Origin of the sequence: Glaciecola sp. 2405UD65-10 (assembly GCF_048820975.1) — a bacterium.
In the GTDB taxonomy this organism is placed as follows: Bacteria; Pseudomonadota; Gammaproteobacteria; order Enterobacterales; family Alteromonadaceae; genus Glaciecola.
The window spans coordinates 2,184,110-2,208,369 of sequence record NZ_JBMEUF010000001.1; the positions used below are offsets into that span (position 1 = coordinate 2,184,110).

Consider the following 24,260-nt stretch of genomic DNA (forward strand, 5'->3'; position numbering starts at 1 on the left):
CTATTTGTTAAAAACACTTTTGATTTTTTCCAGCTGAGTGGCTGATTTTTCTAGCGCCTCATGAGCAGGTGTATTGTCACCATGTCTTTTATCAAGAGTGGCTGAAGAATTCGATGACACTGCCTCTATTGCAGCGCCCAAGAGCTGTTCCAACAACTCTTCTTTTCTTCCATCTTGGAGCTCATCTATTTGTCGCTTGAAGTTCTGATATGATTTCGAGATGGCCTCTTTATGAGCATACTCTTGCTGCAACCTTTGTGCTTCACTGCGTCTTTTTGATGCAAAAATTGCTAACCATAAAACAGGTAATATAACGGGAAGTTTATGACTCAAATTGCTCAATAAGTTCTTGAGATCAGTGATATCGATAAATTTGATCACTTCATTCTCAGTCCAGAAACTATCCACTGTAGACACAAATGCTGTGACCACAAGAAGGCCTATTGATACGTAGAACAAAATTGAATTGAATTTTATAGGCTTCATAAAAGAGTCTTTCATTTCTTTAAAAGCTGAGGCTAATCCAGCGCTAGTTGCACCTGGCAGTAATTGTTCAATCTGTTCATTAAGTGCTTTATATCTGGTTTCTTGTTGGTTCTTGAAATTATCTAAAGCATCTTGCCGTTGTTTTAATTCTGCTTTCAATCCTCCGTTTAAATTTCCTTCTTTATCTTCAAGCCCCATAACATCGTTATAAAAGAGTTTTAGCTCTCCCAAGTCCTCTTGTACTTCGTGTAGTAATTCTTCAATTTTTGAGGCATTTTTCTGAGAAGAGGATTTAGCTACTTCTATTTTACTAGCAATAGAGGTGCTTCCACTTTCGATTAACTCTCCATAATAGTCAGAAATCTGCAAATGATGGCGTTCAAGCGTTTCAACCATCTCATTTATTTTCTCAGCGATGGCCTCATTTTCATCTGTACCTTCAAAATATTTTTTTCGTAGTTCATCAATAACATCATCGGTATTTTTTAATTTTTCAAACAGTTCATTGAATTCTATCTTTTGATCTCTTAAATCGACTGCTATCGCCTTAAATTCGCGCTCATATTCTAAAGCATCATCTTTAAAACCTTGTAAGCCGTCTCTGATTGATTTTTGGTACTCTTTATAGGCCAATGTAGCTGCCTTTGCAGCATCACTTTCGCTTACCACATAAGGTCTGATGTAAGTTAAAAGGTTGTCAGCATTTGCGTTTGCATTTGTTATATGGCCTATGTTTCTATTGCTTTTATAGTTGTGTAGCTCATTAATACATTGCTGACACTGATTTTGGAAGTTCTGCCATATAGATGTTGGGACTAGCTCAGGGTCACAAGCGTCTATCAGATTGCTTATGAATCTGATAACTTTTTTAAACCTTGCCATCTCTTCTAGGTCAGTCGTTATACTTTCATCATCGACCTTTAATTCGCTTAACGTTTCCTTAATATTCTGCCAATACTTTTGAAATCCGTGTTGTTTGAATTCTTGATGCCATCTAGCCATTTTCAATATCCTTATTTACTAGTAGTTCACCTGAAATTAATTTTGGCAACAATATATCTCGAAGCTGAACTAGTGAATTACTTTCTTTAACGCGATTTGAATTAGCAATGTAAAAATCCCTGACTAATCTTGAATAAAATTCTCTGATTTGGACTGGTGGAACGACAACCCCCCAATTCATAATTGCCTTTTTATCTCCTCTAGGCATTTTTGAGCCTTTAGCAGTTGTCATCATGAAGTCAAAAAAACTGTCCTGAGAAAGAAGATTCATTAAATAGGATTCAGTTCTTGGTTCGATTGACTGAAATCCAAGCACGTCATTAGAGCGCCCACCGTTTCTATTAGCTAACCATATTTTCTTAAAGTAGGGTCTGATATTTGATATTAAAACATCGCCAGTTTTAAAAGAAGGCGCAGTTTTCAATTGCGGAATAGATGAAGCCTCAGTTACACCTTGCTTATAAGGGAGCATATTTTCTGTTGAGATGTAATTTTCTAGAGTTAGTTCTGCTCCATCAATTCTGCTGGTTGAGTATTCCGCTATTGAAGCCAGCACATCACTAATCCAACCTTTCGGAATCCAGCCTTGGATGCCGAGGGTGTTGTCGCCGCAGTGTTCGAATTCGCTGGGGAATAGGCGTTGGGTGGCTGCGGGGAGGGGTTGGATGTTGGGGTTTTGTTGTTGCAGGGCGTGGGCTTTTTTGCGTATCTCGACGCGATGTTGCAGTGCGGCGGGTATTTTACTGCCTGCTGCAAGGGCGTTGTCGATAACTGGGTCAAAATCCACAAACCAGCTTTTAAAAAGCGCCTGCGCCATTTGTTCGAGGGTTTGGTTGGTTTGTTGGTTTAACTCAATACGATCTTCAATCGCTGATAGAATTTCTACGATTTTCTTCTGCGCTTCAACTGGAGGCTCAGGAACCATAAATTTTGGAATGTCAGCGCATTTCAGACTTTCAAATATTGCACCCGGATTTAAGTATTTTGCAACTTCACCCCACCACTCTTTGCTTTTCACAACATAACGCAAGTATTCGGGAAATAATCTATCTCCCTTCGGCCTCAACAGGACTAAATTCTGACCTAGAGCAAACCTCCGGTTCTTTGGAACATAAACAGTTTCACCTGAGTTACATCGCCTTGAAAGGATAACATCCCCATAAGTTGGATTGGCTTTACGAGTCCATTTAACAAAATCTTCTTCAGAGATTAACCTAGGTTTTGCATCAAAATTAATACGTCCACTATCCATCTGAGGGATGCCAATATAAGGAATGCCCATTTCAACAGCCTTTGGGGTTTTATGGTCGCAATCGATTAACTCGACTCCTAGTTCTTTGAGTGAAGCTTTTTTGTATTTACTTCCCATAACCCATCACCTCTAGGTTCTGGGTTATGATTTTATCTAACTCCTGCCCTTCAGCCATTTGCTTAAACAAAATTTGGCTGAGTTCAGCCATCTTATTTTCAAAAGGAACACCATCATCTGCAATATCGGCGGCACCAACATAGCGTCCCGGGGTAAGAACATAGTCGTTGGCTTTAATATCGTCGAGAGATGCTGATTTACAGTAGCCAGCCATATCTTTGTATGCGCCGTCTTTCTCTTGATTGGGAGAACGCCATGCATGGTAAGTTTGGGCGATATGAGCAATGTCGTCGGTGGTTAGTTCTTTATTCGTGCGGCTTATCATGCTGCCCATTTCGCGGGCATCGATAAACAAGGTTTCTCCTTGGCGGTTGCGTCTTTTAGCAAAATCTTCGCTGGCATCCACTGCCTTCTTGTTTTTGCTAATAAACCATAAACAGACTGGGATTTGGGTGGTGTAGAACAACTGGCCGGGCAAGGCAATCATGCAATCGACTAAGTCTTTATCGATGATTTTTTTACGAATTTCGCCTTCACCGCTGGTATTCGAACTCATTGAGCCATTTGCCAATACAAAACCAGCCGTGCCGTGCTCGCTAAGTTTTGAGATCATATGCATGATCCACGCATAGTTAGCATTGCCTGTAGGCGGCACATCAAACCCTGCCCAGCGCGGGTCGTCAACCAACTCATTTTCACCGCGCCACTGCTTTTGATTAAAGGGTGGATTCGCCATAATGAAATCGGCTTTAAGATCGGGGTGTTGGTCTTTGAAAAAACTATCTCCTGCTACTTCGCCCAAATTAGCTGAAATACCGCGCACCGCTAGGTTCATCTTAGCCAGCTTATAAGTGGTGTTGGTGTATTCTTGCCCGTAAATGGAAATGTCTTTTTTATTGCCTTTGTGACTGTCGATAAATTTGAGCGACTGCACAAACATCCCGCCACTTCCACAACAGGGATCGTAGATTTTGCCTTTATAAGGCTCAATCATTTCAGCTATTAAGCTAACAACAGATTTAGGGGTATAGAATTCGCCCCCGCCTTTACCTTCATTTGCAGCAAACTTACCTAAAAAGTATTCATACACTCGGCCAACTAAGTCTTCTTCACTCATGTGGCATTCGTTAGCGGCGGTGTCGATGTTATTAATAGTATCAATCAACGAGGCCAACTTGTTGGTAACTAAACCCAAACGGGTAAAGTAATTGTCGGGCAATGCGCCTTTGAGTGAGGGGTTGTTCTTTTCTACCGTATGCAAAGCAGAATCAACTTTTAGCGCAATATCATCTTGCTTCATGTGCTTTTGAATATAAGACCAACGGGCTTGTTCAGGTAAAAAAAACACATTGTCTTTAGTGTAAAACTCGGTTTGCTCTACATAGTCACCCATACCTTGATCAATCAAGCTTTTGCGTTGTGCTTCAAATTTGTCGCTGATGAATTTTAAGAAGATGAGACTGAGTACTACGTGTTTGTACTCAGAAGATTCAACGCTACCGCGCAGTTTGTTGGCGGTATCCCATAAATGTTGTTCAAAACTGGTAGTTGATGATGCATTCGTGTTTTTAGCCATATACTTCCATACTCCATGAGCAAATCAAGTTACTCAATTTCTTATTATTTTAACTAATAATCCTTTTAAGCATTATTCCACTATTTTAGTGATTTGAGCAACCATACCGATTAAAAGACAAAACCCGCAGAACTGCGGGTTAATGTTATTTGCTTAGTTTCAAACTTTAATGTCTAGTTTCAAACTTTAATACACTCACACAAACTGTCTAAACGCCACCTAAAACCTACTCCACCGTCACCGATTTAGCCAAGTTTCTTGGCTGGTCTACATCCGTTCCTTTAATCAGCGCAACATAGTAAGACAAAAGCTGAAGCGGAATGGTGTAAACAATAGGAGCTACCGACTCGTAAGTATGTGGCACTTGCACAACACGCATGGTTTCGTCGCTTTCAAATTCCGCTTCTTGATCAGCAAATACGTACATAATGCCGCCGCGAGCGCGAACTTCTTCTACGTTAGATTTAAGCTTTTCAAGTAGCTCATTGTTAGGAGCCACTACTATTACCGGCATATCGGCATCAATTAAGGCCAATGGACCATGTTTAAGCTCACCCGATGCATAGGCCTCGGCATGTATGTATGAAATTTCTTTAAGCTTAAGCGCACCTTCCATAGCAATAGGATATTGGTCACCACGGCCTAAGAACAAGCTGTGATGCTTGTCTGAAAACTCTTCAGCCAAGTCTTCAATTTCTGACGCTAAGCTTAAGGTTTCTTCAAGCTTGGCAGGCAAGGTCACTAGCGCATTGCAAATGCTTAAGTTAGTTTCTTCACTCATGTTATTGTGCTTACCTATGGCAAGAGTCAACATAAGTAAGGCCGCTAATTGGGTAGTAAAGGCTTTGGTTGAGGCTACGCCTATTTCAGCGCCTGCGCGCGTTAAAAAGCTAATAGCTGACTCACGCACTAATGACGAACCATCTACGTTGCATATGCTCAAGCTTGACATATACCCGCTTTCTTTCGCCAGTTTTAATGCCGCTAGGGTATCAGCGGTTTCGCCTGACTGCGAAATAGTAACTAGCAAGCTATTTGCCGGCACAAATGATTTGCGGTATCTAAACTCAGATGCAATTTCTACATCACATTGTACATTTGCGTACTGTTCTAGCCAGTATTTAGCAGTAACACCGGCGTGATAGCTAGTCCCGCATGCAATAATTTTTACGTATTTGGTTTTAGCGAAAATGTCATCGGCGTTTTCGTTGCTGCTTTGGCCAAAAATACCATCTTCTAAGCCATCGGCCGTAATGCGGCCTTTAAGCGCATTGCGTAATACATGCGGTTGCTCGTATATTTCTTTAAGCATGTAGTGGCGGTATCCGGCTTTATCACCGGCATCGTGCTCTACGTTTGATTCAACAATTTCACGCTCTACTTTTTCGCCTGTACTATCAATAATAGTTACGCTGGTGCGTGTAATTTCAGCTACGTCACCTTCTTCTAAAAATATGAAGCGGCGAGTAACGGGTAGCAATGCCATTTGATCAGACGCTAAAAAGTTTTCGCCTATGCCTAAGCCAATCACCAAAGGGCTTCCTGAGCGAGCCACTACTAATTTGTTCGGCGTAGTTTTATCCATCACTACTGTACCGTAAGCGCCTTCAAAGGTTTTCACCGCTTGTTGAACGGCACTTAGCAAATCATCAGTAGTTTGCATAATTAAGGCTATGCTGTGGGCAATGGTTTCGGTGTCGGTATCTGAATTAAAGGTATAGCCTTTGGCTTTTAGCATTTCGCGTAAAGGCTTATGGTTTTCAATAATCCCGTTATGCACCACGGCAAAACGGCCCTCACTGGCATGCGGATGAGCATTTGCTTCGGTTACTCCGCCATGAGTTGCCCAGCGGGTGTGCGCAATGCCGGTAGTACCTTTGCCGTTATTGTCGTCAATGGCATCTGCTAGCGCTTGAACTTTACCAATGCGTCGCACTACTGATAATGCATCGTTATTTATTAAGGCTACACCGGCAGAATCGTAACCACGATACTCCAAGCGCTTTAGGCCCTCTAACAATATTTGTACCACGTTGCGCTCAGCAACTGCTCCTACAATTCCGCACATAAGCGTTTTAAATCCTTAGTTCTTTTTGCTTGGCTTTTGCCAACCAGTAATATTTCGTTGTTTAGCACGGGCTATGGCTAAATCTTCGGCCGCAACTGATTTAGTAATAGTACTGCCAGCGCCTATAGTAGCGCCCGCTGCTATTGATACAGGTGCCACCAATGATGAATTTGAACCTACAAACACACCGTCACCAATTTCCGTTTTAAATTTGTTTACGCCATCGTAATTACAGGTAATAGTACCTGCACCAATGTTGGCGCCCTCGCCTATGCTCGCATCACCTATGTAGCTTAAATGATTTACTTTTGAGCCTTTGCCAATTACCGCTTTTTTAATTTCAACAAAGTTACCTACTTTGGCACCTTGCTGTAAATTTGCGCCCGGGCGTAAACGCGCATAAGGCCCTACGGTACAATCAGCTTCTACTACAGCATCTTCAATTTGCGAATATGCTTCTATGCGAGTGTTATCGGCAATTTTACAGTTTCTTAAAATACAATTAGCGCCAATGTGTACGTTATTACCAAGGTCTACATCACCTTCAATAATTACATTTACATCAATAAATACGTCTTCGCCGTGGCGTAACTTGCCGCGTACATCAAAGCGCTGCGGATCAGCTAGTGATACACCGGCCATTAAAAATTCATTTGCTTGGCGTACTTGAAATGCACGCTCTAAAGAAGCTAACTGAGCGCGATTATTTACGCCCTCTACTTCCCTATGCCATTGTGGCTGAGCCGAAGAAATACGTTTACCTTCCTTAGCCGCCATTTCAATTACATCGGTTAAATAATATTCGTTTTGCGCGTTATCGCTTGATAAATTACCCAACCAACGCTTCAAATCAGCACCTTGCATTACCATCATGCCGGTGTTTATTTCTTGAATTAGGCGCTGCTCATCAGTGGCATCTTTATGCTCAACAATAGCCGTTATATTGTTCGTGTTATCGCGCACTATGCGCCCCATGCCTGTAGGGTCTTCTAAATCAACCGTTAGCAAGGCAAGGTCAGCATCGGCTTTTGCGGCCACTAAGGCTTGTAAAGTAGATGAAGAAATTAGGGGGGCGTCTCCCACTAGAATAAGCACGTCGTCAGTATCGGAAATATTATCTACGGCTTGCATTACCGCGTGGCCAGTGCCTAACTGCTCAGCTTGCAAACACCAGTTTAATGTGTGCTTGCTCAATGCGTCTTGAAGCATATCGCCGCCATGGCCGTATACTAAATTTACCGTGTCACAACCTAGGCTGCGAACATTATCAATAATATGTTCAACCATAGGTTTATGTGCAATTTTGTGAAGAACTTTAGGAAGCTTTGATTTCATTCTAGTGCCTTTCCCTGCGGCTAGAATGATTACTGATAACGCCATTTTTCATCCTCGAAAATAAAAACAGCGCTAGTGTACAAAACACAGCCGTAAATGTCAGTATTTTTTACACCGCACTAAAGCAGCATAAGTACTAAAACTATACGCGCTTTTTATACCGAATAAAGCGCTCTACCACATTGGTGGCTAGCATTACGCCCAGTAAAATTAAGCCTCCGCCTAGTAAGGTGAGCTCTGATAAGGTTTCGTTCATTATAATATAGCCCCAAACTATACCAAAAAGAGGGACTAAGTAGCCTACCGTCATAGCTCTTGGTGCACCTACTTTGGCAATTAAGTCAAAGTACAGTACATAAGCTAAGCCTGTGCATACAAAAGCCAAAATAAGCGCGCTGGTAATTGCTTGAGGGCTAGGCAGGCTAGTTGGCATATCTATTAAGGCCAAGGGCAGCAAAGCAAGTGCGCTAAATAACTGGCTACCACCCGCCAAAGCAAATGCGTTTACGTTTGACAACTTACTGCGTAAATATGCGGCCGCAATTCCATAGCAAAAGGTAGCTAGCAGAATGGCTAATATGGGAATTAAAGAAGTATCGCCTTCAGTATTTTGTTCATAACTAATTAGTACCACCCCGAAAAAACCGAGCAATACGCCAAACAGCCCTAACTTGCCAATCGACTCTTTTAAATACAAATACGCAATTAGCACCCCAAACATGGGCGCCGTAGCATTCAAAATAGCCGCTAAGCCAGCCTGTATGTGCAATAAGCCATAATTAAACAAACAAAAAGGGATCACGGTATTTAGCAAACCCACTATGAGCAAATGATGCCAATGAGTGAACAAAACTGCATGCGAGCGCTTTAAAAAGACTAAAGGAAGCAGAAGTAAACTGGCACCAAGCGCCCTAATTTCCACCAAGGTAAAGATACCGAATTCAGGCGCGGCATATTTTATAAGTATAAACGAAGCGCCCCAAATAGCGCCTAAAAACAGAAGTTCAAAAAAGTCGATTGCTTTCAAATGGCTTGCTCTAATGACAATAAGAAGGTTTTTCTAGACAAGCCACCAGCATACCCTGTAAGGCTGCCGTTAGCACCAATTATACGATGGCATGGAATAATTATGGCAATAGGATTTTTGCCGTTTGCTGCGCCTACGGCTCGGCAGGCTTTGGGTTTATTTAATGCGCTAGCCACATCTAAGTAACTGGCGGTTTTCCCGTAGCCAACGTTTAACAATTGTTGCCACACACTCTGCTGAAATTGAGTTCCCTCAGGGTCCAAGGGTAAATCAAATTGTTGCCGCGTTTGCGCAATATACTCAAGTAGCTGCTTACTTGCCTCTTGGGTAATGGCGTTTTCGTTTATATTAGGCTTTTGCTTGTCATGCTCCTCAAACACCACTTTTACTATAGCGCGTTGGTTTGCATATATATTTAGGTTACCCACCGGCGTGTTAATAGCAGAGGCATATAACTGCGTTTCATTGAGTTGCGAACCCATTAAGCCATACTCCATAAGTTAAGGGTTAAATAACTGCGCCAAGGTGCAGCTAACTCAGGCTGCAAAGGCCTACCTAGCGCATTAAACTTAGCCACTTGCTGCTTTATGATCAAATCAGAATCTAGCCAAATATTACTATTACCTGTTGCACGTAAATCAACATAATTAACAGACCAAGGGCCAATGCCTTTTATGGCAAGCAAATCATCTGCACTGAAGGTACTGCCTTCTAAGTCAGTAAAATAACATGCTACATCTATTAAGGTTTGCCTGCGCTTTGCCGGCATTTTTAAAAACATTAAGTCACTATTTGCCAGCAATTTGGGGCTAGGAAACGCGCTTTGCTCATGTTGCGCAAAATGTGTAAATAGCTGGTTCACTTTGGTGACCGCAGCCCCTACTGATACTTGCTGCCCTAAAATGGCTCGGCATATTGCCTCAAAGGGGCTTGCCACCCCTGGCACACGTAAGCCTTCTACACATTCTTCGTCTTTTAAGCCTGTAGCTATAAGCGCTTGGGAAATAAGCTCAGGGCTGGCATCTAAGTCAAACATGCGCTTTATTGTACTAATCACTTCAAGGGTATGCTCACTGTGTATAGCATTGAAAATAAGCTTAAACCCAAACTTCTCAGCTATGTGCAGCATAGTTATGCGCACTTCAACTTCGTTTATTAATAGCGTTTTATGTATTTCGTTTTCACCTACGTACTCATTGCCCATTATGCAGCGTTTTGCAAAAAACATCCGCACTTGTTGCCAGTTATAAGGAGGGCGATAACTCAAAAATACTTTCACGTTTTTATTCATATATCTAGAGCTTCCTGTGCGCTTGCAGCATAGCTCACGTTTTTCTCAAGCGGCATGCGTACTTTGCACGTATTACGGCAAAATATTTTAGTGGTATGTACTAAAATAAAAAACAAACCGTCAAACCTTGGGTCACGGCTTAATCTTGCTTGTTGGCATTCGTGTGCTGTTAACATGGGCGATTCTATTTATACATTTAACAGCATACTAACCCAGCCAATAAAAATAACACGTTGTTTTCGGAACTCATATTTACAATGCAATACTGAAAATTAATTTTAAAAAAGCTACACTACTGCCAGTTCCAAAATATAGGTTGTCGCACAATATGCATGATGCGTTGCCCATCATGCTGAGCAGTAATATGAAAAATATAATAATAAAAACTTATTGCACTTTTATTTGCCTGTTATGCAGTGCTGGCTTCAGCGCCTTTGCACAAAGCAGCGCTAGTCCTAGCTCACAAGCTTGGGTTCAAGACTATGCAAAAAAAGTAGCCAGTGAAGCCAAAAAAAATAATATTCCTGGCGTTGCCATTGTTGTAGTACAAAAAGGAAAACCCGCTTTTTTTAGCTATTACGGAGTAACCGAACGCCGCGGGCAAAAAGTCAATCAAGACACCTTGTTTAGGCTGGCCTCGGTATCAAAAACGTTTACCGCAACACTTGTGGCAAAGCACAATTTTATGCAAACCCTCAATTGGCAAACTCCCTTATCTAAATTAATGCCAAGTTACACCCTAGACAACTACCAAGATAGCCCTATATTACTGCGCCATTTAATTGGTCAATCAGCCGGCTTCATGCCAAACGCTTACGACAATTTAATTGAAGCAGACTATGCCCGCCCTCGCGTGTTAAATGAGCTTGGCAAACTTGATAGCATTTGCAAACCGGGCTATTGCTACACTTATCAAAACGCACTATTTGGCATACTGGAAGAATATTTTCAGTCAAAAAATAGCTCTTATGCACAAGAGCTGCAATCACATTTATTTTCCCCTTTAAAGATGAAATCGAGTGTGGGTAAAGAAGCGCTCGAGGCTTCAAGTAATTGGGCGAAACCTCACGCAGCCATAGCGCGTAAAAAATGGCGCAAAGTGCGCGTTAAAGATAGCTACTATCAATTTGCACCGGCCGCAGGTATCAATGCCAGCATAAAAGATATGGAAATATGGCTTCGCGCCATGTTGTTAGAATACCCTGACGTAGTAAACGCACAAATGGTTGGTCAAATGACCCAAGCACGCGTTGAAACTCGCAACGAGTTGCGCCGCAAAGAGTGGCGTAAAAACCTTCGCTCGGCGCATTATGGCTTAGGTTGGCGAATATATAACTATGGTGGCATTGAGCTCAACTACCACGGTGGTTGGGTACAGGGCTACCGCGCCGATGTGGCATTTTCACCTACCTTAAACACGGGGGTGGCTATTTTAATGAATGCAGAAAGTAACCTAATTAACACCATTAGTGCACAATTTTGGGAAGCCGCTTTAGCTAATCAATAAACGTTAATTTCTGCGTAAGCCAGCCGATAACAATACATGAGTTATTCAAAGCCTGCTTCAAAGGAAATATACAAGTATGCCGCAAATTAATGCGACACAACACTTGGCACATAAGGGCGAAAAACACAAAAGCATAGCTGAAAAAAGTAAGCTAGATATTGTTAATTTGTTATATGCCCAGTCAACACGTGTAGCAATTGGCCACGTAATTTGTGCTGCTTTCATTGCGGCTTGGTTCTACGCGGTTGCCTCTGGTACTACGTTAACTATTTGGGTGTTATCAATCGTCGCGTATTCATGTGCGAGATTATTTTTAAAGTCACTATTCATTCGTTATCACAACCCTAACAATACGCATTTGTGGATAAGAGCTTGGGTTCTATTATCATCCTCACTGGCCTGTGTTTATTCCCTTGGCTTTATTTGTGTTACGCCATTAGAACAATCAGAATATATAGTGGCCGCGGGAATGGCTGTTACCGCGCTCACCGCTGCGTCAGCCATAGGATATGGTGCAAGCCGAGTTGCTACGCTGGGCTTTTTTGTGCCATGCGTAGTGCCTATCATCATATATTTTGGTATTTACGGTGGCAAAACAGGCTTCATGATGGCCATGTATTTAGCCTTTTATTCAATGGTAGTGTTGGCCATGCTCAAACCAATGAATGCTGCGTTTAAAAAATCTATTGTATTGAATTACCAACGCGAAATTGAAATAGAAAAAAGAAAACTCATTGAGCGTCAATTAAAAGAAATATCAAGGCGTGATGGCTTAACAGGTTTGTTTAATCGCCGTTATTTTGATGAACGCTTAGAAGCTGAAATTGGCCGAGCGCACCGAAATCATACGCCTTTATGCTTGTTGATGTTTGATATAGATTTTTTTAAAGAATATAACGATGAATACGGCCACGTAGCAGGTGATAACAGCCTTATTACTGTGGCTAATTTAGTAGAAGAGTTAACATCAAGGCAAGGTGATTTAGTTGCGCGATACGGCGGCGAGGAATTTGCTATTATTTTACCGAACATTGACCTACATGGCGCAGTGGCCTTTGCCGACAAACTACAATTACATATTCAAGACAGCCAACTACCGCATAAAGCCAGTAAATTAGATGCCTTTAAATACATCACCGTTAGTATTGGCGTAACCAACCTTATGCCGTTTACTAAAGTCCCTGCTAGCCAACTAATTGAAACCGCTGACAAAGCCCTTTACAAGGCCAAACAGGCCGGCAGGAATTGCGTTCATTACATAGAAAACTGTGGTATGAGCCAAACCCAAAGCTAAGGCAAGGGGTTTGGCCTTGCGTGCAAATTACGCTTAATCAGCAGTGCGTAAATAGGTGTAACCGGCTAGGCAATCTTCGTAAAAGTCAGTCCATTTTACGCCTTCCCGTGGCGGGATTTTGCCAGCAGCGACTTCTTTATCAATGCTCCGTTTTACATCTATGGCCATTGCCGAGGGGTGATATTGCATAATGCTGAGTACCTGCTCAACAGTAGTACCTTTTATCACTTCTTCAATGTAGAAATCTTCTGGGTCATCATCATGACTAAAAATGTGGACCTCATTCAATCGGCCAAACAAATTGTGCATGTCCCCCATTACATCTTGGTACGCCCCAGTTAAGAACATACCCAAGTAGCATTTTTCGTTTTCACTAAAGGCCGGTAAAGGGATGATATCTGAAACCGCGTGGTCAACTACAAATTGGTCAATTTTGCCGTCACTGTCACAGGTTATATCTACCAATGAGCAATTTTTCACTGGTTTTTTATTTAAACCAACTAAAGGAGTAACGGGTAGCAACTGCCCTATTGCCCAGCTATCAACGGCTGATTGGAAAATAGAGAAGTTACATAAATACTGCGACGACAAAGAATAGTCTAAGCCTTGTAAGTCTTCAGGAATGAAATCAGCATCTTTATAAGCAGCCTGTACAAAACGCATAATTTGCCAATATAAGGTTTCAATTTTCCCCATTTCAACCAAGCTAATCACGCGTAGCTTAAAGGCTTGTGAAGCTTGCTCTTTCCACTGTGATGCGTCATTAAATGCCTCTTGTAAATTAGTAGAGTCACTTAAATGATTGTGAATTTCACGCATGTTTTTAAGCAATATATGTTCATTTTCGGTGGCTGAGGTGTCAATGTCAGCGCCTTCTGGCTTTATTTCACCTACCACTTCTGTAACCACACAACTGTGATGCGCGGTGATTGCCCTGCCGCTTTCAGTCACTATATTAGGATGCGGTACATTTTCTAAATCACACATTTCACGCAGGCCGTATACTACATCGGCCACATATTCACGTAAGCTGTAGTTACGCGAAGAATCATTTGTTGACTGGCTACCATCGTAGTCAATGCCCAAACCACCGCCTACATCAACATATTCCATGTTAAATCCAAGCTTATGCAGTTCAGCATAAATACGCGCACTTTCGTTCACAGCATCTTTAATGGCGCGAATATCAGGTAGCTGGCTACCAATATGGAAGTGCAGCAGCTTTAAGGTATGCTTTAAGCCTTCTGCTTCTAACAATTGCGCTGCTTTAATAACTTCAGCTATGGTGAGTCCAAACTTAGCGCGCTCACCACTAGAACCCTGCCAGCGCCCTTGCCCTTTAGACTGCATCTTACTGCGCAATCCTACAATGGGCTCTATACCTAGCTCTTTACTCACGCGTATTAGCATAACCAGTTCGCTAAACTTCTCAATTACCACCACTACTTTGCGGCCTAGCTTGCGCCCCATTAGCGCTAGGCGAATAAACTCTTCGTCTTTATAGCCGTTTAGTATGGTAAGGGAATTTTCGTTAGTGTTATATGCCAATACAGCCAAAAGCTCAGGCTTTGAACCTGCTTCAAGGCCAAAATCGTAAGGTGCGCCTGCATCAACAATTTCTTCAACCACTTCACGCATTTGGTTCACTTTAATAGGATAAACGCCATTATATTGGCCTTTATATTTAGCCTCAGCTATTACCTCGTTAAAGGTTTCATTAAGTGTAATGACTTGCGAACGCAATACGTCGTGAAAACGAATCACTACTGGAAATTGGATTTTTTCCTGACGGATTTCGGCAATAATGGCCTCAAAGTCAATTTTCACATTGGGTTTGTTATGATCAGGCAATACTTTTACATTCCCGTTGTCACCAATGGTAAAATAACCACCGCCCCAACTTGAAACCCCATAGGTGCGCTCTGCATCTTCAATAGTCCAGCTTGAAGCTTGTGCTTTACTCTTGCTGTTTGGCATATGTTGTGTGAACCTTTACTAAGCGTAAATTTAGAATAATATAAAAACTTATTATATCTGCGATAAACCACTGTGTGAATTGATATTACCCGCTATTGAAATATTCTTTTCGTCATAAAGCTTGATAATTTAAGGTGAATTTACTGCACCAAGCCATTGTATTAGTTGTAAAGCGTGTTATAAATAACCACTACAGAAGCGCTTAGCGAGGGAACATGGAAGCAATGGGATTATCTAATTTAGATACACAGCAACAAAGTCCCTACCGAGTCATGGTAGTTGACGACAACGAAATGGAATTAAAGCTCTATGCAAATGGCCTTGCAAAGTACTTCACCATGGTATTTGCAAACTCCGCCACTCAAGCTTGGGACTTACTTAATCGCCACCCACTACCCGATGCTATTATTCTAGATATTATGATGCCCAACGAAGATGGCCTCGCAATATGTGAACGTTTGAAAGAAAACCAATTAACTCGCGATATTCCTGTAATCTTTATTTCGGCGCTAACCGGCCCATCAATAAAAGCACAGGCGTTTGAAATTGGCGGCGCCGACTTTATTACCAAACCCCCTATGGTGACCGAACTCATAGCTCGAATTAAGCGCCACGTGGCGATATATCATAAAACCAAGCGCCTAGAGTCGCTTATTTACATTGACCCGCTTACTCATCTTCCTAATGCCAGTAAGTTTCGAGAAGTACTGAGCCAAGAGTGGTCAAGGTGTGCGCGTTATTGGCACCATTTATCATTACTGCTTATTCGTATTGACAAAATAGAACAATTTAAAGCTGACCACGGTGACGAAGAATATTTTAGCTTAGTGGCCAGTATTGCTGATGACCTTAGTAACTTTGGCGGGCGCCCTGGCGATATATTCGCATCATTAGGCAATGATGTATTCGGCTTGTTACTGTCAGACTGCAGCACTGAGGGCGCAATGATTAAAGCTAAACAGGTAATGGATCATTTTAAACACCCCAACTTTGTGGTAAATAAGAATATTAGCGCACGGCAAGTTGGTTGCACCATAGGCCTTGCAGTTGCAGCGCCTGCTGGCGGTGGCAGAGCCGAAGAGTTGTTTCAGCTTGCTGATGACCTGCTGTTTGAATCACACCAGCATGGCATTGGGCAAATTTATAGTAACCAAGAAATTTTAGGCGTTGATAGCACCGGCAGCAACCCAAGCCTGTAAGGCTACATTTGCCTTATAGAAAAAACAGGCTTGCTACTGCGCCACTTAGTAATACATAGGCTAGCATAGGCCCTATTGTCATTCGAATGATTTGCCCTTCTTTTCCAACCAAATTAACCACTGACGCCGCAGCAACAACATTTACTACACAAATCATATTGCCGGCGTTTGCACCTAGCATTTGTAAGGCAAGTATAGTTACTGGATCACTTGACGTTTGCAGGGCTGCACTTTGTTGCAAGCTTGCAAACATCATATTAGAAAACGTAGCTGAACCCGCTATAAAACTGCCTAAAGCACCAACAAAGGGAGCTACAAAAGGCCAGGCGTTGTCAAAAGTTGCAACAGCAAGATTTGCGAGCTCTAAAGGCATAGAGCTTAAGCCAGCTTGATTTACGCCCGAGTTAATGAAAATACGCACCATAGGCACTGATGCGCCAAGTGCCACAATGGTAGGTAACAACGAGGCCGCTGAACTTTTCCAAACACCTAGCGCCTTCTTAACAGGCAGTTTGTGTAAAAATACACTCAATATTGCCACTGTCGCAAATAAAGTACCGGGTAAATATAAGGGTTGCAGGCTAGCGCTTATACCCGTATCAAGGATGTCATTAACATTGATGCTAATACTGGTAAGCCAAGCCTTAAAAGGTAAGGTAGTTAAACGTGTTAATATAAGTAACGCGGCAACAAACAAATATGGTAACCATGCTATAAATAAACTGATATTCGAAGCTTTCTGTACTGGCAAGGTGTGCTCACCACTTTCAATGTGGTCGTAGTTTATTTCCACATTAGAAGCATCAGCGCTTTGCTGAGGCGCAAAGTCCCAAGGCGTTTTAGCTTGCAAGAACCCCACTTTCACCGCTGTTATGACTATAGCTAAGCCTATTACACCACCAAAAATGGAGGGAAATTCGGGCCCGAATAAAACAGCGACGCCATATGCAGGCAAGGTAAATGCAACCCCCCCAAATAGAGCAAAAGGCCATAAGCGCAGGCCATCTTTGAATGAGCGAGTGTGGCCAAAATACCGCGTGAGAATGCAAATCATGAGCAAAGGAAGGAAGCTACCAACAAATATATCAATGCTTACCGTTCGTATGGCAACGTCAATTACAAAGGCACTTGAGGCATCAGGCAAGCCTTGGGCAATACCTACCAAAACGGGGGTGCCCACCGCGCCAAATGATACCGCTGAGCTATCGGCTATAAGGGCAATTACTACGGCCGCTAAAGGCGGAAATCCTAAGGCTAAAAGAAGGGGAGCCGCTATTGCGGCAGGCGTACCAAAACCAGAAGCCCCCTCTAGAAAAGAGCCAAACAACCAAGCAATAATTATGGCTTGAACGCGCCGGTCAGGTGATACTTTTGTAAATGCAGCGCGAATAACGTCAATGGCACCACTGGCCTCTAAGGTGCGCAGTAATACAATTGCTCCGAATACAATAATGGCTATACCAAGCGCGATTATCCACCCTTCAATAACCGACGCCCCAATATAATGACTAGGCACTTCCCATATCCACCAAGCCATAAGCGAAGTAATAATAAGCGCCAACAACATTGCGCGATTGGCGGGTAAGCGCATTATGACCAAAAACAGCAATACCGCAAGCACCGGCATTGAAGCAGTTAAAGCTTGTATAAGCGTCATAAAAATCCTTAATGCAGGGTGTGAAAAGCTAAGGCTTGATACAACACTTAGCTTCGTTTAGTTACCTCAAGTATTAAGTAGGCTGTTTAACTGCGTCTTCTTTGTTGTATCGAATTCCAAAAAACAAGCTATAGAACACAGGGACCGCAATAAGCGTTAGCAAAGTAGCAAAGGCTAAGCCGCCCATAATAGTGACCGACATATCAGCAAAGAATGGGTCAAACAGTAAAGGCATTACCCCTAAAATAGTAGTCACGGCGGCAAGTGAAACGGGCCTTAAACGGCTCACACTGGCTTCAATCAAACCTTGTAATGGGGGTTTGCCTTCTTCAATCTGTAAGTCTATTTCTTCCAATAATACAATCGCGTTTTTAATTAACATGCCGAACAAACTTAAGAAGCCAAGTAAAGACATAAACCCAAAGGGCATGTCAGCGCCTAGCAAACCAGCAACCACACCTACTACCGCCATTGGCACAACTAACCACACAATTAAAGGTTGGCGTACACGGCCAAAAAGAACCACCGATATAAGAAACATAACTAAGAAACCTAAAGGTAAGCCTTTTCCAAGCGCTTCTTGTGCGTCATTAGCAGATTCGTACTCACCACCATATTCTAAGGAATACCCCTGCGGTAATTCAATACTCTCCATAGCTGCTTTTACTCGAGCAAATGCAGCCCCTGCGGTTTCGTCAAAGCCAGGCTCTGCCGACACCGTAATAGTTCTTACTCGGTCTCGTCGCTGAATCAGTAATTCTTCGCTATTGTAAGCAATGTTACTTGATACCTGCTGAAAAGGAATATATCGGCGTTGGCTACTACTCCAAACCACGCTATTTTTCATGTCTTCAATATCTGGCGAATCAGGCTGGCGGCTTTTTGCAATAATAGGGTACAAATAATCACCTGATTGCAACTGGCCAATACGTAAGCCACTTGTAGCAAACTGAATAGCTTGCGAGAAATCTAAACGTGACACCCCCGCCAAGCCAGCGGTTATTTCATCGTACTGCGGCGTTAAAATAAAGCCTTTGTCACGCCAATCATCACGTACGTTGCCTATTTGCCCGTCATCAATATATATATTTTTTGCTTGGCGAGCTAAATCTCGAAGGATAAGTGGGTCAGGGCCCGAAAAACGTACCTGTAACTTAGCTGCTGCCGAAGGCCCAAACTCCATTACTTTTGCATAAAAGCGCCCTTCAGGGTCTACCGCAGCGAGCTTTTCTGATAAAGCTTCCGTGACTTGCGCAATGTCTTTAGCATCATTCACGCGCACAAAGAACAAACCATAACTTTCATTGGGCATTTCAGGGCCATATAACAGAGTGAACCGTTCAGCACCACGCCCCACAAAGCTTGCGACTGAACTAACATTTTCGTTTGCTAAAATAAGCTGTTCACCCTCTATCATTTTCGCTTCGGTAGTTCGAATATCGCGGTCTTGTGGGCTCCAATAGTTAATGAAGAAAACCGGCGCATTGGATGGCGGGAAGAAACCTTGTTTAATTAAACCGAAGCTAGCATAGGCAGTAATGGTAATTAAAATAAGAAACGCTAAGCTTACCCACCTAAAACGTAAGGCTTGCGACAATAAGACTAAGTATCCTCTAGCAAGTATTGAGGGCTTTTCGTTCTCTGTATTGCCATCACCCACTTTGTATAAATACTTGCCCATTAACGGCGTTAAGGTGACCGCAAAAACCCAACTCAGTAATAAAGAAATTAAGACTACGGCAAACAAGGAAAATAAGAATTCGCCTGTTGCGTCATCAGAAAGGCCAATGCCTGAGAAGGCCATAATTCCAATCACGGTAGCACCTAACAAAGGCCATTGAGTTCGTTTTACAATAAAGCTGGCTGCTTCAAGCGCTGACTTCCCCTTCGCCATGCGCAGCATCATGCCCTCAGCCACTACAATTGCGTTATCTACCAACATTCCCATGGCAATTACCATTGCGCCTAGGGAAATACGTTGCAAACGCAAGTCATACAGCCACATAAATAACACGGTACCTAATACAGTAATAAGTAAGGTTACTCCTACTACCACGCCTGAACGCCACCCCATAAATACACATAAGGCTAGGGTTACTACAAGCACCGATACTTCTAAATTAACAATAAACCCGTCTACGGCTTCTTTTACAATTTTGGCTTGATCGTATAGGCGGTCAACCTTAATACCCACCGGCAAGGTACTCATGATCTCATCTATTTTGGCATTAACTTTATTACCCACATCTACAATGTTTACATCAAATTTGGCCGACACCGCAAAAGTGATGGCATCTTTTCCATTGTAACGCATCACACTTGAGGGAATTTCCACTGGTTGAATAGACAACTCAGCTATATCTTTAAGTTTAATAGATGCGTTGTTTCCCGGTAGTACAATAGATAAATTGCCAATCTCTTGAATTCTATTCGTTGAATCTGCTAAAGAGATGCGCGCTTGCTTGCCATCAACAAGTAAGCGACCGCCTGTAAAAGGGCGTAAATTGTTATCAAGCAACTGAGCAATATCTGGAAACGATAAACCTAGGCCTGCTATTTGGTATGTATCAAAAGTGGCAACAATTTCTTCTTCTAAAATGCCGTTTACATCAACTTTAGCTACGCCATCAATAGTTAAGAGCTCGCGGCGTATTATGCGTGCAAATTCGCGAATTTGATGAGGGGAAAAGTCTGGGGCTGTTAAGGCATAGTACAAACCATATACATCACCAAAATCATCTATCACATTGGGTGCTGTGGTACCTAAAGGTAATGAGGGCGCTAGGTCGCTCAAACGCTTTCGTAGCTCATCCCATATTTGCGGAAGTTCGTCAGTATCGAAATTAGGTAATACTTCGACTCGAATTTGTGAAACGCCTGGCTTATTTGTTGATTTAAGCATTTTCAGCTGGGGCATTTTTTGCAGTGCTATTTCAATTTGTTCGGTGAGTTCTTTTTCGACTTTTTCAGCGCTTGCACCTGGGTAATAAGTCAAAATCATTGATTCTTTAATAGTGAACGCTGGGTCTTCTAATCGGCCAATACTTTCAAGAGCAACCAAACCACCTACAATGCACACTAGGGCTAGTAACCAAATATTTACCGGCTTGCTTAATGAATAACGTGCTATATCCATTACTGTTCTGCCTTATATTCTCTTACTTTAATACCCTCACGCATGTAACTTACACCCGCGGCAACCACCTTTTCACCTTCTTGTAAGCCTTGTGAAATAATGGCGTAATCAGCATGAATTCCGCTTACTTTGACTTCTCGTTTATTAACTACTTGAGCTTGTTCGTCAAATACCCAAACAGCAAAGCCACTTTTATCATCACCGAATACCGCAGCCATAGGCACAGCTGCTACTTGCCCGCGGCCGTTGCCTGCTCGCACGGTAACCATTGCTCTTGAGCCTGGGATCAACTGAGTTTCATGCGCATTATCAATTGCGAAAGTGACATTATATGTTTGCGTGATAGGGTCTGGCGTGGTTTCGTGTTCAACGTAGTGAATATTATACGACTCATCTTCTAAGCCAATAATTCGAGCAACTGCTTGTATATCTCTATTACCATTATTAATAGTCATAACGCGTTCTGGTACATCAAAGGAAAAGTAAAGGCTAGAGCGGTCTTGCAGCGTTGCAATAGAGCTACCCACTTGCACAAAACTGTTGTTTTCAACGTAGCGGTCTGACACAACACCATCAAAAGGAGCGGTAATGGTGGTGTAGCTTAAGTCTTGTTTTGCATTGTTTAGGTCAAGTAATGTGGTTTCATACTGGGTTTTAGCATTATCAAATTGGCTATGCGATACACCGCCCGTTTTATATAGGGCTTCAATTCGGTTTAAATCATTAGTTGCTAATTCATGGCGCACTTGGCGATCTTTTACGCGGCGCTCGTAGGGGGCTGGGTCAATTTGCGCTAATTTCTGCCCTTTACTTACCTTTTTCCCTTTAACCAAATTAATATCAATTAACCTTCCCGACACTTCAAAGCGCAGCTCAACGTTCTTCACTGCCGATACAACCGCGGGAAACTCATACACTTCATTGATTTGCTTTTTCGTGGCTGCAAACGTTTGAATAACTAATGGCTGTTGCTCTGTAGCAGACTCTTTAGTGTCTGAACAACTTTGAAGTATTACAAGCAGGCCAAGCAGGAACCACTGTTTCATTTATTTCTCCGAGAGGTGTTTGTGTAGAGTAAAGCTAATTCGCAATGTTAACACATTAACTAAATGTGTAAATCTTTATTGTAAGCTGATTTACAGTGGGCTACACTACTGCGCATGTTAAAAACTTATGAAGAATTTGATGTTAAAAAGTACTCAGAAAATATTTGAAACGGCAAGGGCATGCTTTTTCCAACATGGCTATACTGCTTCGAGTATTGCCATGATTAGTCGCTATGCAAATATTTCAAGGGTAACAATCCACAAACAATTTTCTTCTAAGGAAATTTTATTTAGAGCCTTTATACAAAATTTCTTGTTTGAGAAAGATTCTGAAATTATTGATTACGTTAACGAGCAAGGGCCTTTTTGGCAAGATACTTATCACTTTTTGTCGCATAGATGCACTGAAATGTTTGATGAAATCCCAAGTACGCTCATTAAATCAGATTTGATTCATGCAGGTCACACTTTGTGCGAAGACCTTATAAATGAAGAGCGAAGTAAAACACGTTTGGCTATACAAACTAGGTTGTCACAAGCCATTGAGGCTAAGCAAATTAGTTTAGATGCTGTGAATTTAGGCCCTGGTGAATTTGCCAAAAATATTCAACAAATTGGTGAAAGCTTGATGCTGTCTAACGAAGAAATTGACACTCGAGAAGTCATTAAAACCACATTTCGCTTATACGAAACTGCGACCCTTCCAAAATCTTAAGGGGAACTTTACTGATTCGCCTTACGCTCATTCATGCGTAAGCGCTTAAGCGGGTTAGCATACATTTGTAAAAGCTTCGTCTTTTCAGCGCCAGTTAAGTTGCGTAAACGTGCTAATAAATAATCTTTTGCACGTTTTTGACCCTGCTCGTCAAGCGTACTAGAGTAGTTACCGTTTGGCTCTTCAAGTAGCTTACAGGCCACTTCAGCCGTAGGGTAAATTTTATAGCCTAATAATATCTCTTCATCTATTTTAGAGACTACGTCTTCTACAGCCTTATTGTTTTCGGTAATTTCCTTACCAAAGTGGATATGCACTTGCCCTTTGTTACCTACAATCCCATTTACAATACTCCGCATATCTTCGTTATCAGGTTTGTTGTATTCGCCATTTTGCTCAGCCAGCACCAATTCTTTGGCTTTGCTTATATCGCATGGGTCAAACTCGTATGATATGGCAACAGGCACTACGCGCAGCTCATTAATGTATTGTTGAACGCTTTTATCTTTAGGCTTATTCAACAAGAGCATTGAGATAATGGCAGGGTTAGTGCAATCCATACCGTCTTTCGCTCGCCCTTCTTTTTGCGCTATCCACACATGTTGGTGATCATGCCTTAATGAATGATGCATATACTCACTTAGCAATTTTGCGGCGTGTAACTTAGCGCGGCGGCCTTCAACTGAGCGCTGCACCACAAAACACTTATTCAAGCGCATTAGGTCAGCTACCCATTCTTTATGCAGAAGGTTGTCACCCACGGCAGCTCTAACAGTATTTTGGCCTTGTAAATGAAGCGCCCAATTTACGTAGGCTGAATCAAGCACTATGTCGCGATGATTTGAAATAAACAAACACGGCTTTGACAAATCTAAGTCATTTAATCCACTAATGGTAAAAGATGTATTGGTAGTTTCAATTATATGCGCCAAATAGGGCTGCAGTAACATTTGAAAATCTTGTAAGGTTTTTACGCGTCTTATCTTAAATAAAATGGCCATTTGTAATAAGCGGCCAATAAAAGCTTTGCTAAACGAAGGCCAGGCAGCAAAACGAAACTCAACTAGGGTATTGATAAAAGAACTATTTTTAACGAGTTTGTTTAAAACATGGGGTAATTCGGCGTCGTCATACGGCTTAATATCATCGAACTTTGATGTCATAAAATCTGGCAAACCTTCACAACAGGATTAAGAAATGGAAAAAAGTAAAAAATATCATAAACCTTAACGCTACAACTAAGCCGCAGAAAAAACCACTTTATTACAACAACCCCAGTGCCTTAGTTTTATGCTGCCTTTCGAAATATGAGTATCAGCAACATTAAAATCTAATATTAATCAATGATATAAATATAATCTATAGATAATTCTTTTAGTAATGTGTGTGTTTTATACACATTTAATACAGCACCTCAGTTGATTAAAAAAAGTACAGCTTTGGTGTTTGTTATTAAAGCGCATAATTTGGTATGAAATTTCAAAACTTTAGACCCATAGTAATGCTCTATATTTCACATTAGCCAAGCTGTGGTCAAATTTCATTCAACATCAACATTTTACACAGTGGATTTAA

General features: G+C 41.9%; 18 protein-coding genes. 4 read left to right on the top strand and 14 right to left on the bottom strand.

What is annotated here, in order from left to right; all coding sequences use genetic code 11:
- From ACOI22_RS09765 to ACOI22_RS09805, 9 genes are all read right to left on the bottom strand, one after another.
- A complete protein-coding gene (locus tag ACOI22_RS09765; RefSeq protein WP_420671836.1) occupies nucleotides 1-1,488 on the bottom strand; it encodes a hypothetical protein in 1,488 nt (495 codons plus the stop codon).
- Complete coding sequence (locus ACOI22_RS09770; protein WP_420671837.1) at nucleotides 1,481-2,857, bottom strand: restriction endonuclease subunit S; 1,377 nt, start codon at nucleotides 2,855-2,857, stop codon at nucleotides 1,481-1,483. The genes ACOI22_RS09765 and ACOI22_RS09770 overlap by 8 nt, the downstream gene beginning before the upstream one ends.
- Nucleotides 2,847-4,433, bottom strand: coding sequence for a type I restriction-modification system subunit M (locus tag ACOI22_RS09775; protein ID WP_420671838.1), 1,587 nt, complete (start codon nucleotides 4,431-4,433; stop codon nucleotides 2,847-2,849). The genes ACOI22_RS09770 and ACOI22_RS09775 overlap by 11 nt, the downstream gene beginning before the upstream one ends.
- A gap of 226 nt (nucleotides 4,434-4,659) precedes the next feature.
- Nucleotides 4,660-6,501: a glutamine--fructose-6-phosphate transaminase (isomerizing) gene (gene glmS / locus ACOI22_RS09780; RefSeq protein WP_420671839.1), complete on the bottom strand. Its 1,842-nt coding sequence runs from the start codon at nucleotides 6,499-6,501 to the stop codon at nucleotides 4,660-4,662.
- 15 nt (nucleotides 6,502-6,516) lie between these two features.
- On the bottom strand, nucleotides 6,517-7,881 hold the full coding sequence (gene glmU / locus ACOI22_RS09785) for a bifunctional UDP-N-acetylglucosamine diphosphorylase/glucosamine-1-phosphate N-acetyltransferase GlmU (protein WP_420671840.1): 1,365 nt from the start codon (nucleotides 7,879-7,881) through the stop codon (nucleotides 6,517-6,519).
- 97 nt (nucleotides 7,882-7,978) lie between these two features.
- Entirely contained in the window at nucleotides 7,979-8,863 is an 885-nt protein-coding gene (locus ACOI22_RS09790; RefSeq protein WP_420671841.1) for a DMT family transporter, read from the bottom strand.
- Complete coding sequence (locus tag ACOI22_RS09795; RefSeq protein ID WP_420671842.1) at nucleotides 8,860-9,345, bottom strand: methylated-DNA--[protein]-cysteine S-methyltransferase; 486 nt, start codon at nucleotides 9,343-9,345, stop codon at nucleotides 8,860-8,862. Before ACOI22_RS09795 ends, ACOI22_RS09790 begins: the two co-directional genes overlap by 4 nt.
- Entirely contained in the window at nucleotides 9,345-10,154 is an 810-nt protein-coding gene (locus tag ACOI22_RS09800; RefSeq protein WP_420671843.1) for a DNA-3-methyladenine glycosylase 2, read from the bottom strand. The genes ACOI22_RS09795 and ACOI22_RS09800 overlap by 1 nt, the downstream gene beginning before the upstream one ends.
- A complete protein-coding gene (locus tag ACOI22_RS09805) occupies nucleotides 10,151-10,330 on the bottom strand; it encodes an Ada metal-binding domain-containing protein (RefSeq protein WP_420671844.1) in 180 nt (59 codons plus the stop codon). Before ACOI22_RS09805 ends, ACOI22_RS09800 begins: the two co-directional genes overlap by 4 nt.
- A gap of 188 nt (nucleotides 10,331-10,518) precedes the next feature.
- Between ACOI22_RS09805 and ACOI22_RS09810 the strand changes: the two genes are divergently transcribed.
- Nucleotides 10,519-11,661: a serine hydrolase domain-containing protein gene (locus ACOI22_RS09810; protein ID WP_420671845.1), complete on the top strand. Its 1,143-nt coding sequence runs from the start codon at nucleotides 10,519-10,521 to the stop codon at nucleotides 11,659-11,661.
- Nucleotides 11,662-11,737: 76 nt separating this feature from the next.
- Nucleotides 11,738-12,955, top strand: coding sequence for a GGDEF domain-containing protein (locus tag ACOI22_RS09815; RefSeq protein WP_420671846.1), 1,218 nt, complete (start codon nucleotides 11,738-11,740; stop codon nucleotides 12,953-12,955).
- Nucleotides 12,956-12,988: 33 nt separating this feature from the next.
- Here ACOI22_RS09815 and speA read toward each other — a convergent pair whose 3' ends face one another.
- A complete protein-coding gene (speA, locus tag ACOI22_RS09820; RefSeq protein ID WP_420671847.1) occupies nucleotides 12,989-14,932 on the bottom strand; it encodes a biosynthetic arginine decarboxylase in 1,944 nt (647 codons plus the stop codon).
- Between the two features lie 224 nt (nucleotides 14,933-15,156).
- Between speA and ACOI22_RS09825 the strand changes: the two genes are divergently transcribed.
- A complete protein-coding gene (locus tag ACOI22_RS09825) occupies nucleotides 15,157-16,131 on the top strand; it encodes a diguanylate cyclase domain-containing protein (protein WP_420671848.1) in 975 nt (324 codons plus the stop codon).
- A 13-nt stretch (nucleotides 16,132-16,144) separates the two neighbouring features.
- On the opposite strand, the gene ACOI22_RS09830 is transcribed toward ACOI22_RS09825, so the two are convergent.
- The 3 genes from ACOI22_RS09830 to ACOI22_RS09840 all read right to left on the bottom strand — a co-directional run bounded on the left by ACOI22_RS09830 (nucleotide 16,145) and on the right by ACOI22_RS09840 (nucleotide 21,970).
- On the bottom strand, nucleotides 16,145-17,788 hold the full coding sequence (locus ACOI22_RS09830) for an L-lactate permease (protein WP_420671849.1): 1,644 nt from the start codon (nucleotides 17,786-17,788) through the stop codon (nucleotides 16,145-16,147).
- Between the two features lie 73 nt (nucleotides 17,789-17,861).
- The gene (locus ACOI22_RS09835) at nucleotides 17,862-20,924 is read right to left on the bottom strand and encodes an efflux RND transporter permease subunit (protein WP_420671850.1); all 3,063 of its coding nucleotides are present in this window, start codon (nucleotides 20,922-20,924) and stop codon (nucleotides 17,862-17,864) included.
- Complete coding sequence (locus ACOI22_RS09840; RefSeq protein WP_420671851.1) at nucleotides 20,924-21,970, bottom strand: efflux RND transporter periplasmic adaptor subunit; 1,047 nt, start codon at nucleotides 21,968-21,970, stop codon at nucleotides 20,924-20,926. The genes ACOI22_RS09835 and ACOI22_RS09840 overlap by 1 nt, the downstream gene beginning before the upstream one ends.
- 139 nt (nucleotides 21,971-22,109) lie before the next feature.
- Here ACOI22_RS09840 and ACOI22_RS09845 point away from each other — a divergent pair, with 139 nt between their 5' ends.
- Nucleotides 22,110-22,685 carry a TetR/AcrR family transcriptional regulator gene (locus ACOI22_RS09845; protein WP_420671852.1) on the top strand — a complete coding sequence of 192 codons (576 nt, stop codon included), beginning with the start codon at nucleotides 22,110-22,112 and terminating at the stop codon, nucleotides 22,683-22,685.
- A gap of 8 nt (nucleotides 22,686-22,693) precedes the next feature.
- Here ACOI22_RS09845 and ACOI22_RS09850 read toward each other — a convergent pair whose 3' ends face one another.
- Nucleotides 22,694-23,848 carry a 1-acyl-sn-glycerol-3-phosphate acyltransferase gene (locus tag ACOI22_RS09850; RefSeq protein WP_420671853.1) on the bottom strand — a complete coding sequence of 385 codons (1,155 nt, stop codon included), beginning with the start codon at nucleotides 23,846-23,848 and terminating at the stop codon, nucleotides 22,694-22,696.
- Between the last annotated feature and the right edge of the window lie 412 nt (nucleotides 23,849-24,260).

Bases quoted from the DNA above. Each gene is read 5' to 3' on its own strand.
- ACOI22_RS09765 (WP_420671836.1), bottom strand. From the start codon at position 1,488: ATGGCTAGATGGCATCAAGAATTCAAACAACACGGATTTCAAAAGTAT.
- ACOI22_RS09770 (WP_420671837.1), bottom strand. From the start codon at position 2,857: ATGGGAAGTAAATACAAAAAAGCTTCACTCAAAGAACTAGGAGTCGAG.
- ACOI22_RS09775 (WP_420671838.1), bottom strand. From the start codon at position 4,433: ATGGCTAAAAACACGAATGCATCATCAACTACCAGTTTTGAACAACAT.
- glmS (WP_420671839.1), bottom strand. From the start codon at position 6,501: ATGTGCGGAATTGTAGGAGCAGTTGCTGAGCGCAACGTGGTACAAATA.
- glmU (WP_420671840.1), bottom strand. From the start codon at position 7,881: ATGGCGTTATCAGTAATCATTCTAGCCGCAGGGAAAGGCACTAGAATG.
- ACOI22_RS09795 (WP_420671842.1), bottom strand. From the start codon at position 9,345: ATGGGTTCGCAACTCAATGAAACGCAGTTATATGCCTCTGCTATTAAC.
- ACOI22_RS09800 (WP_420671843.1), bottom strand. From the start codon at position 10,154: ATGAATAAAAACGTGAAAGTATTTTTGAGTTATCGCCCTCCTTATAAC.
- ACOI22_RS09805 (WP_420671844.1), bottom strand. From the start codon at position 10,330: ATGTTAACAGCACACGAATGCCAACAAGCAAGATTAAGCCGTGACCCA.
- ACOI22_RS09810 (WP_420671845.1), top strand. From the start codon at position 10,519: ATGAAAAATATAATAATAAAAACTTATTGCACTTTTATTTGCCTGTTA.
- ACOI22_RS09815 (WP_420671846.1), top strand. From the start codon at position 11,738: ATGCCGCAAATTAATGCGACACAACACTTGGCACATAAGGGCGAAAAA.
- speA (WP_420671847.1), bottom strand. From the start codon at position 14,932: ATGCCAAACAGCAAGAGTAAAGCACAAGCTTCAAGCTGGACTATTGAA.
- ACOI22_RS09825 (WP_420671848.1), top strand. From the start codon at position 15,157: ATGGGATTATCTAATTTAGATACACAGCAACAAAGTCCCTACCGAGTC.
- ACOI22_RS09830 (WP_420671849.1), bottom strand. From the start codon at position 17,788: ATGACGCTTATACAAGCTTTAACTGCTTCAATGCCGGTGCTTGCGGTA.
- ACOI22_RS09835 (WP_420671850.1), bottom strand. From the start codon at position 20,924: ATGGATATAGCACGTTATTCATTAAGCAAGCCGGTAAATATTTGGTTA.
- ACOI22_RS09840 (WP_420671851.1), bottom strand. From the start codon at position 21,970: ATGAAACAGTGGTTCCTGCTTGGCCTGCTTGTAATACTTCAAAGTTGT.
- ACOI22_RS09845 (WP_420671852.1), top strand. From the start codon at position 22,110: ATGTTAAAAAGTACTCAGAAAATATTTGAAACGGCAAGGGCATGCTTT.
- ACOI22_RS09850 (WP_420671853.1), bottom strand. From the start codon at position 23,848: ATGACATCAAAGTTCGATGATATTAAGCCGTATGACGACGCCGAATTA.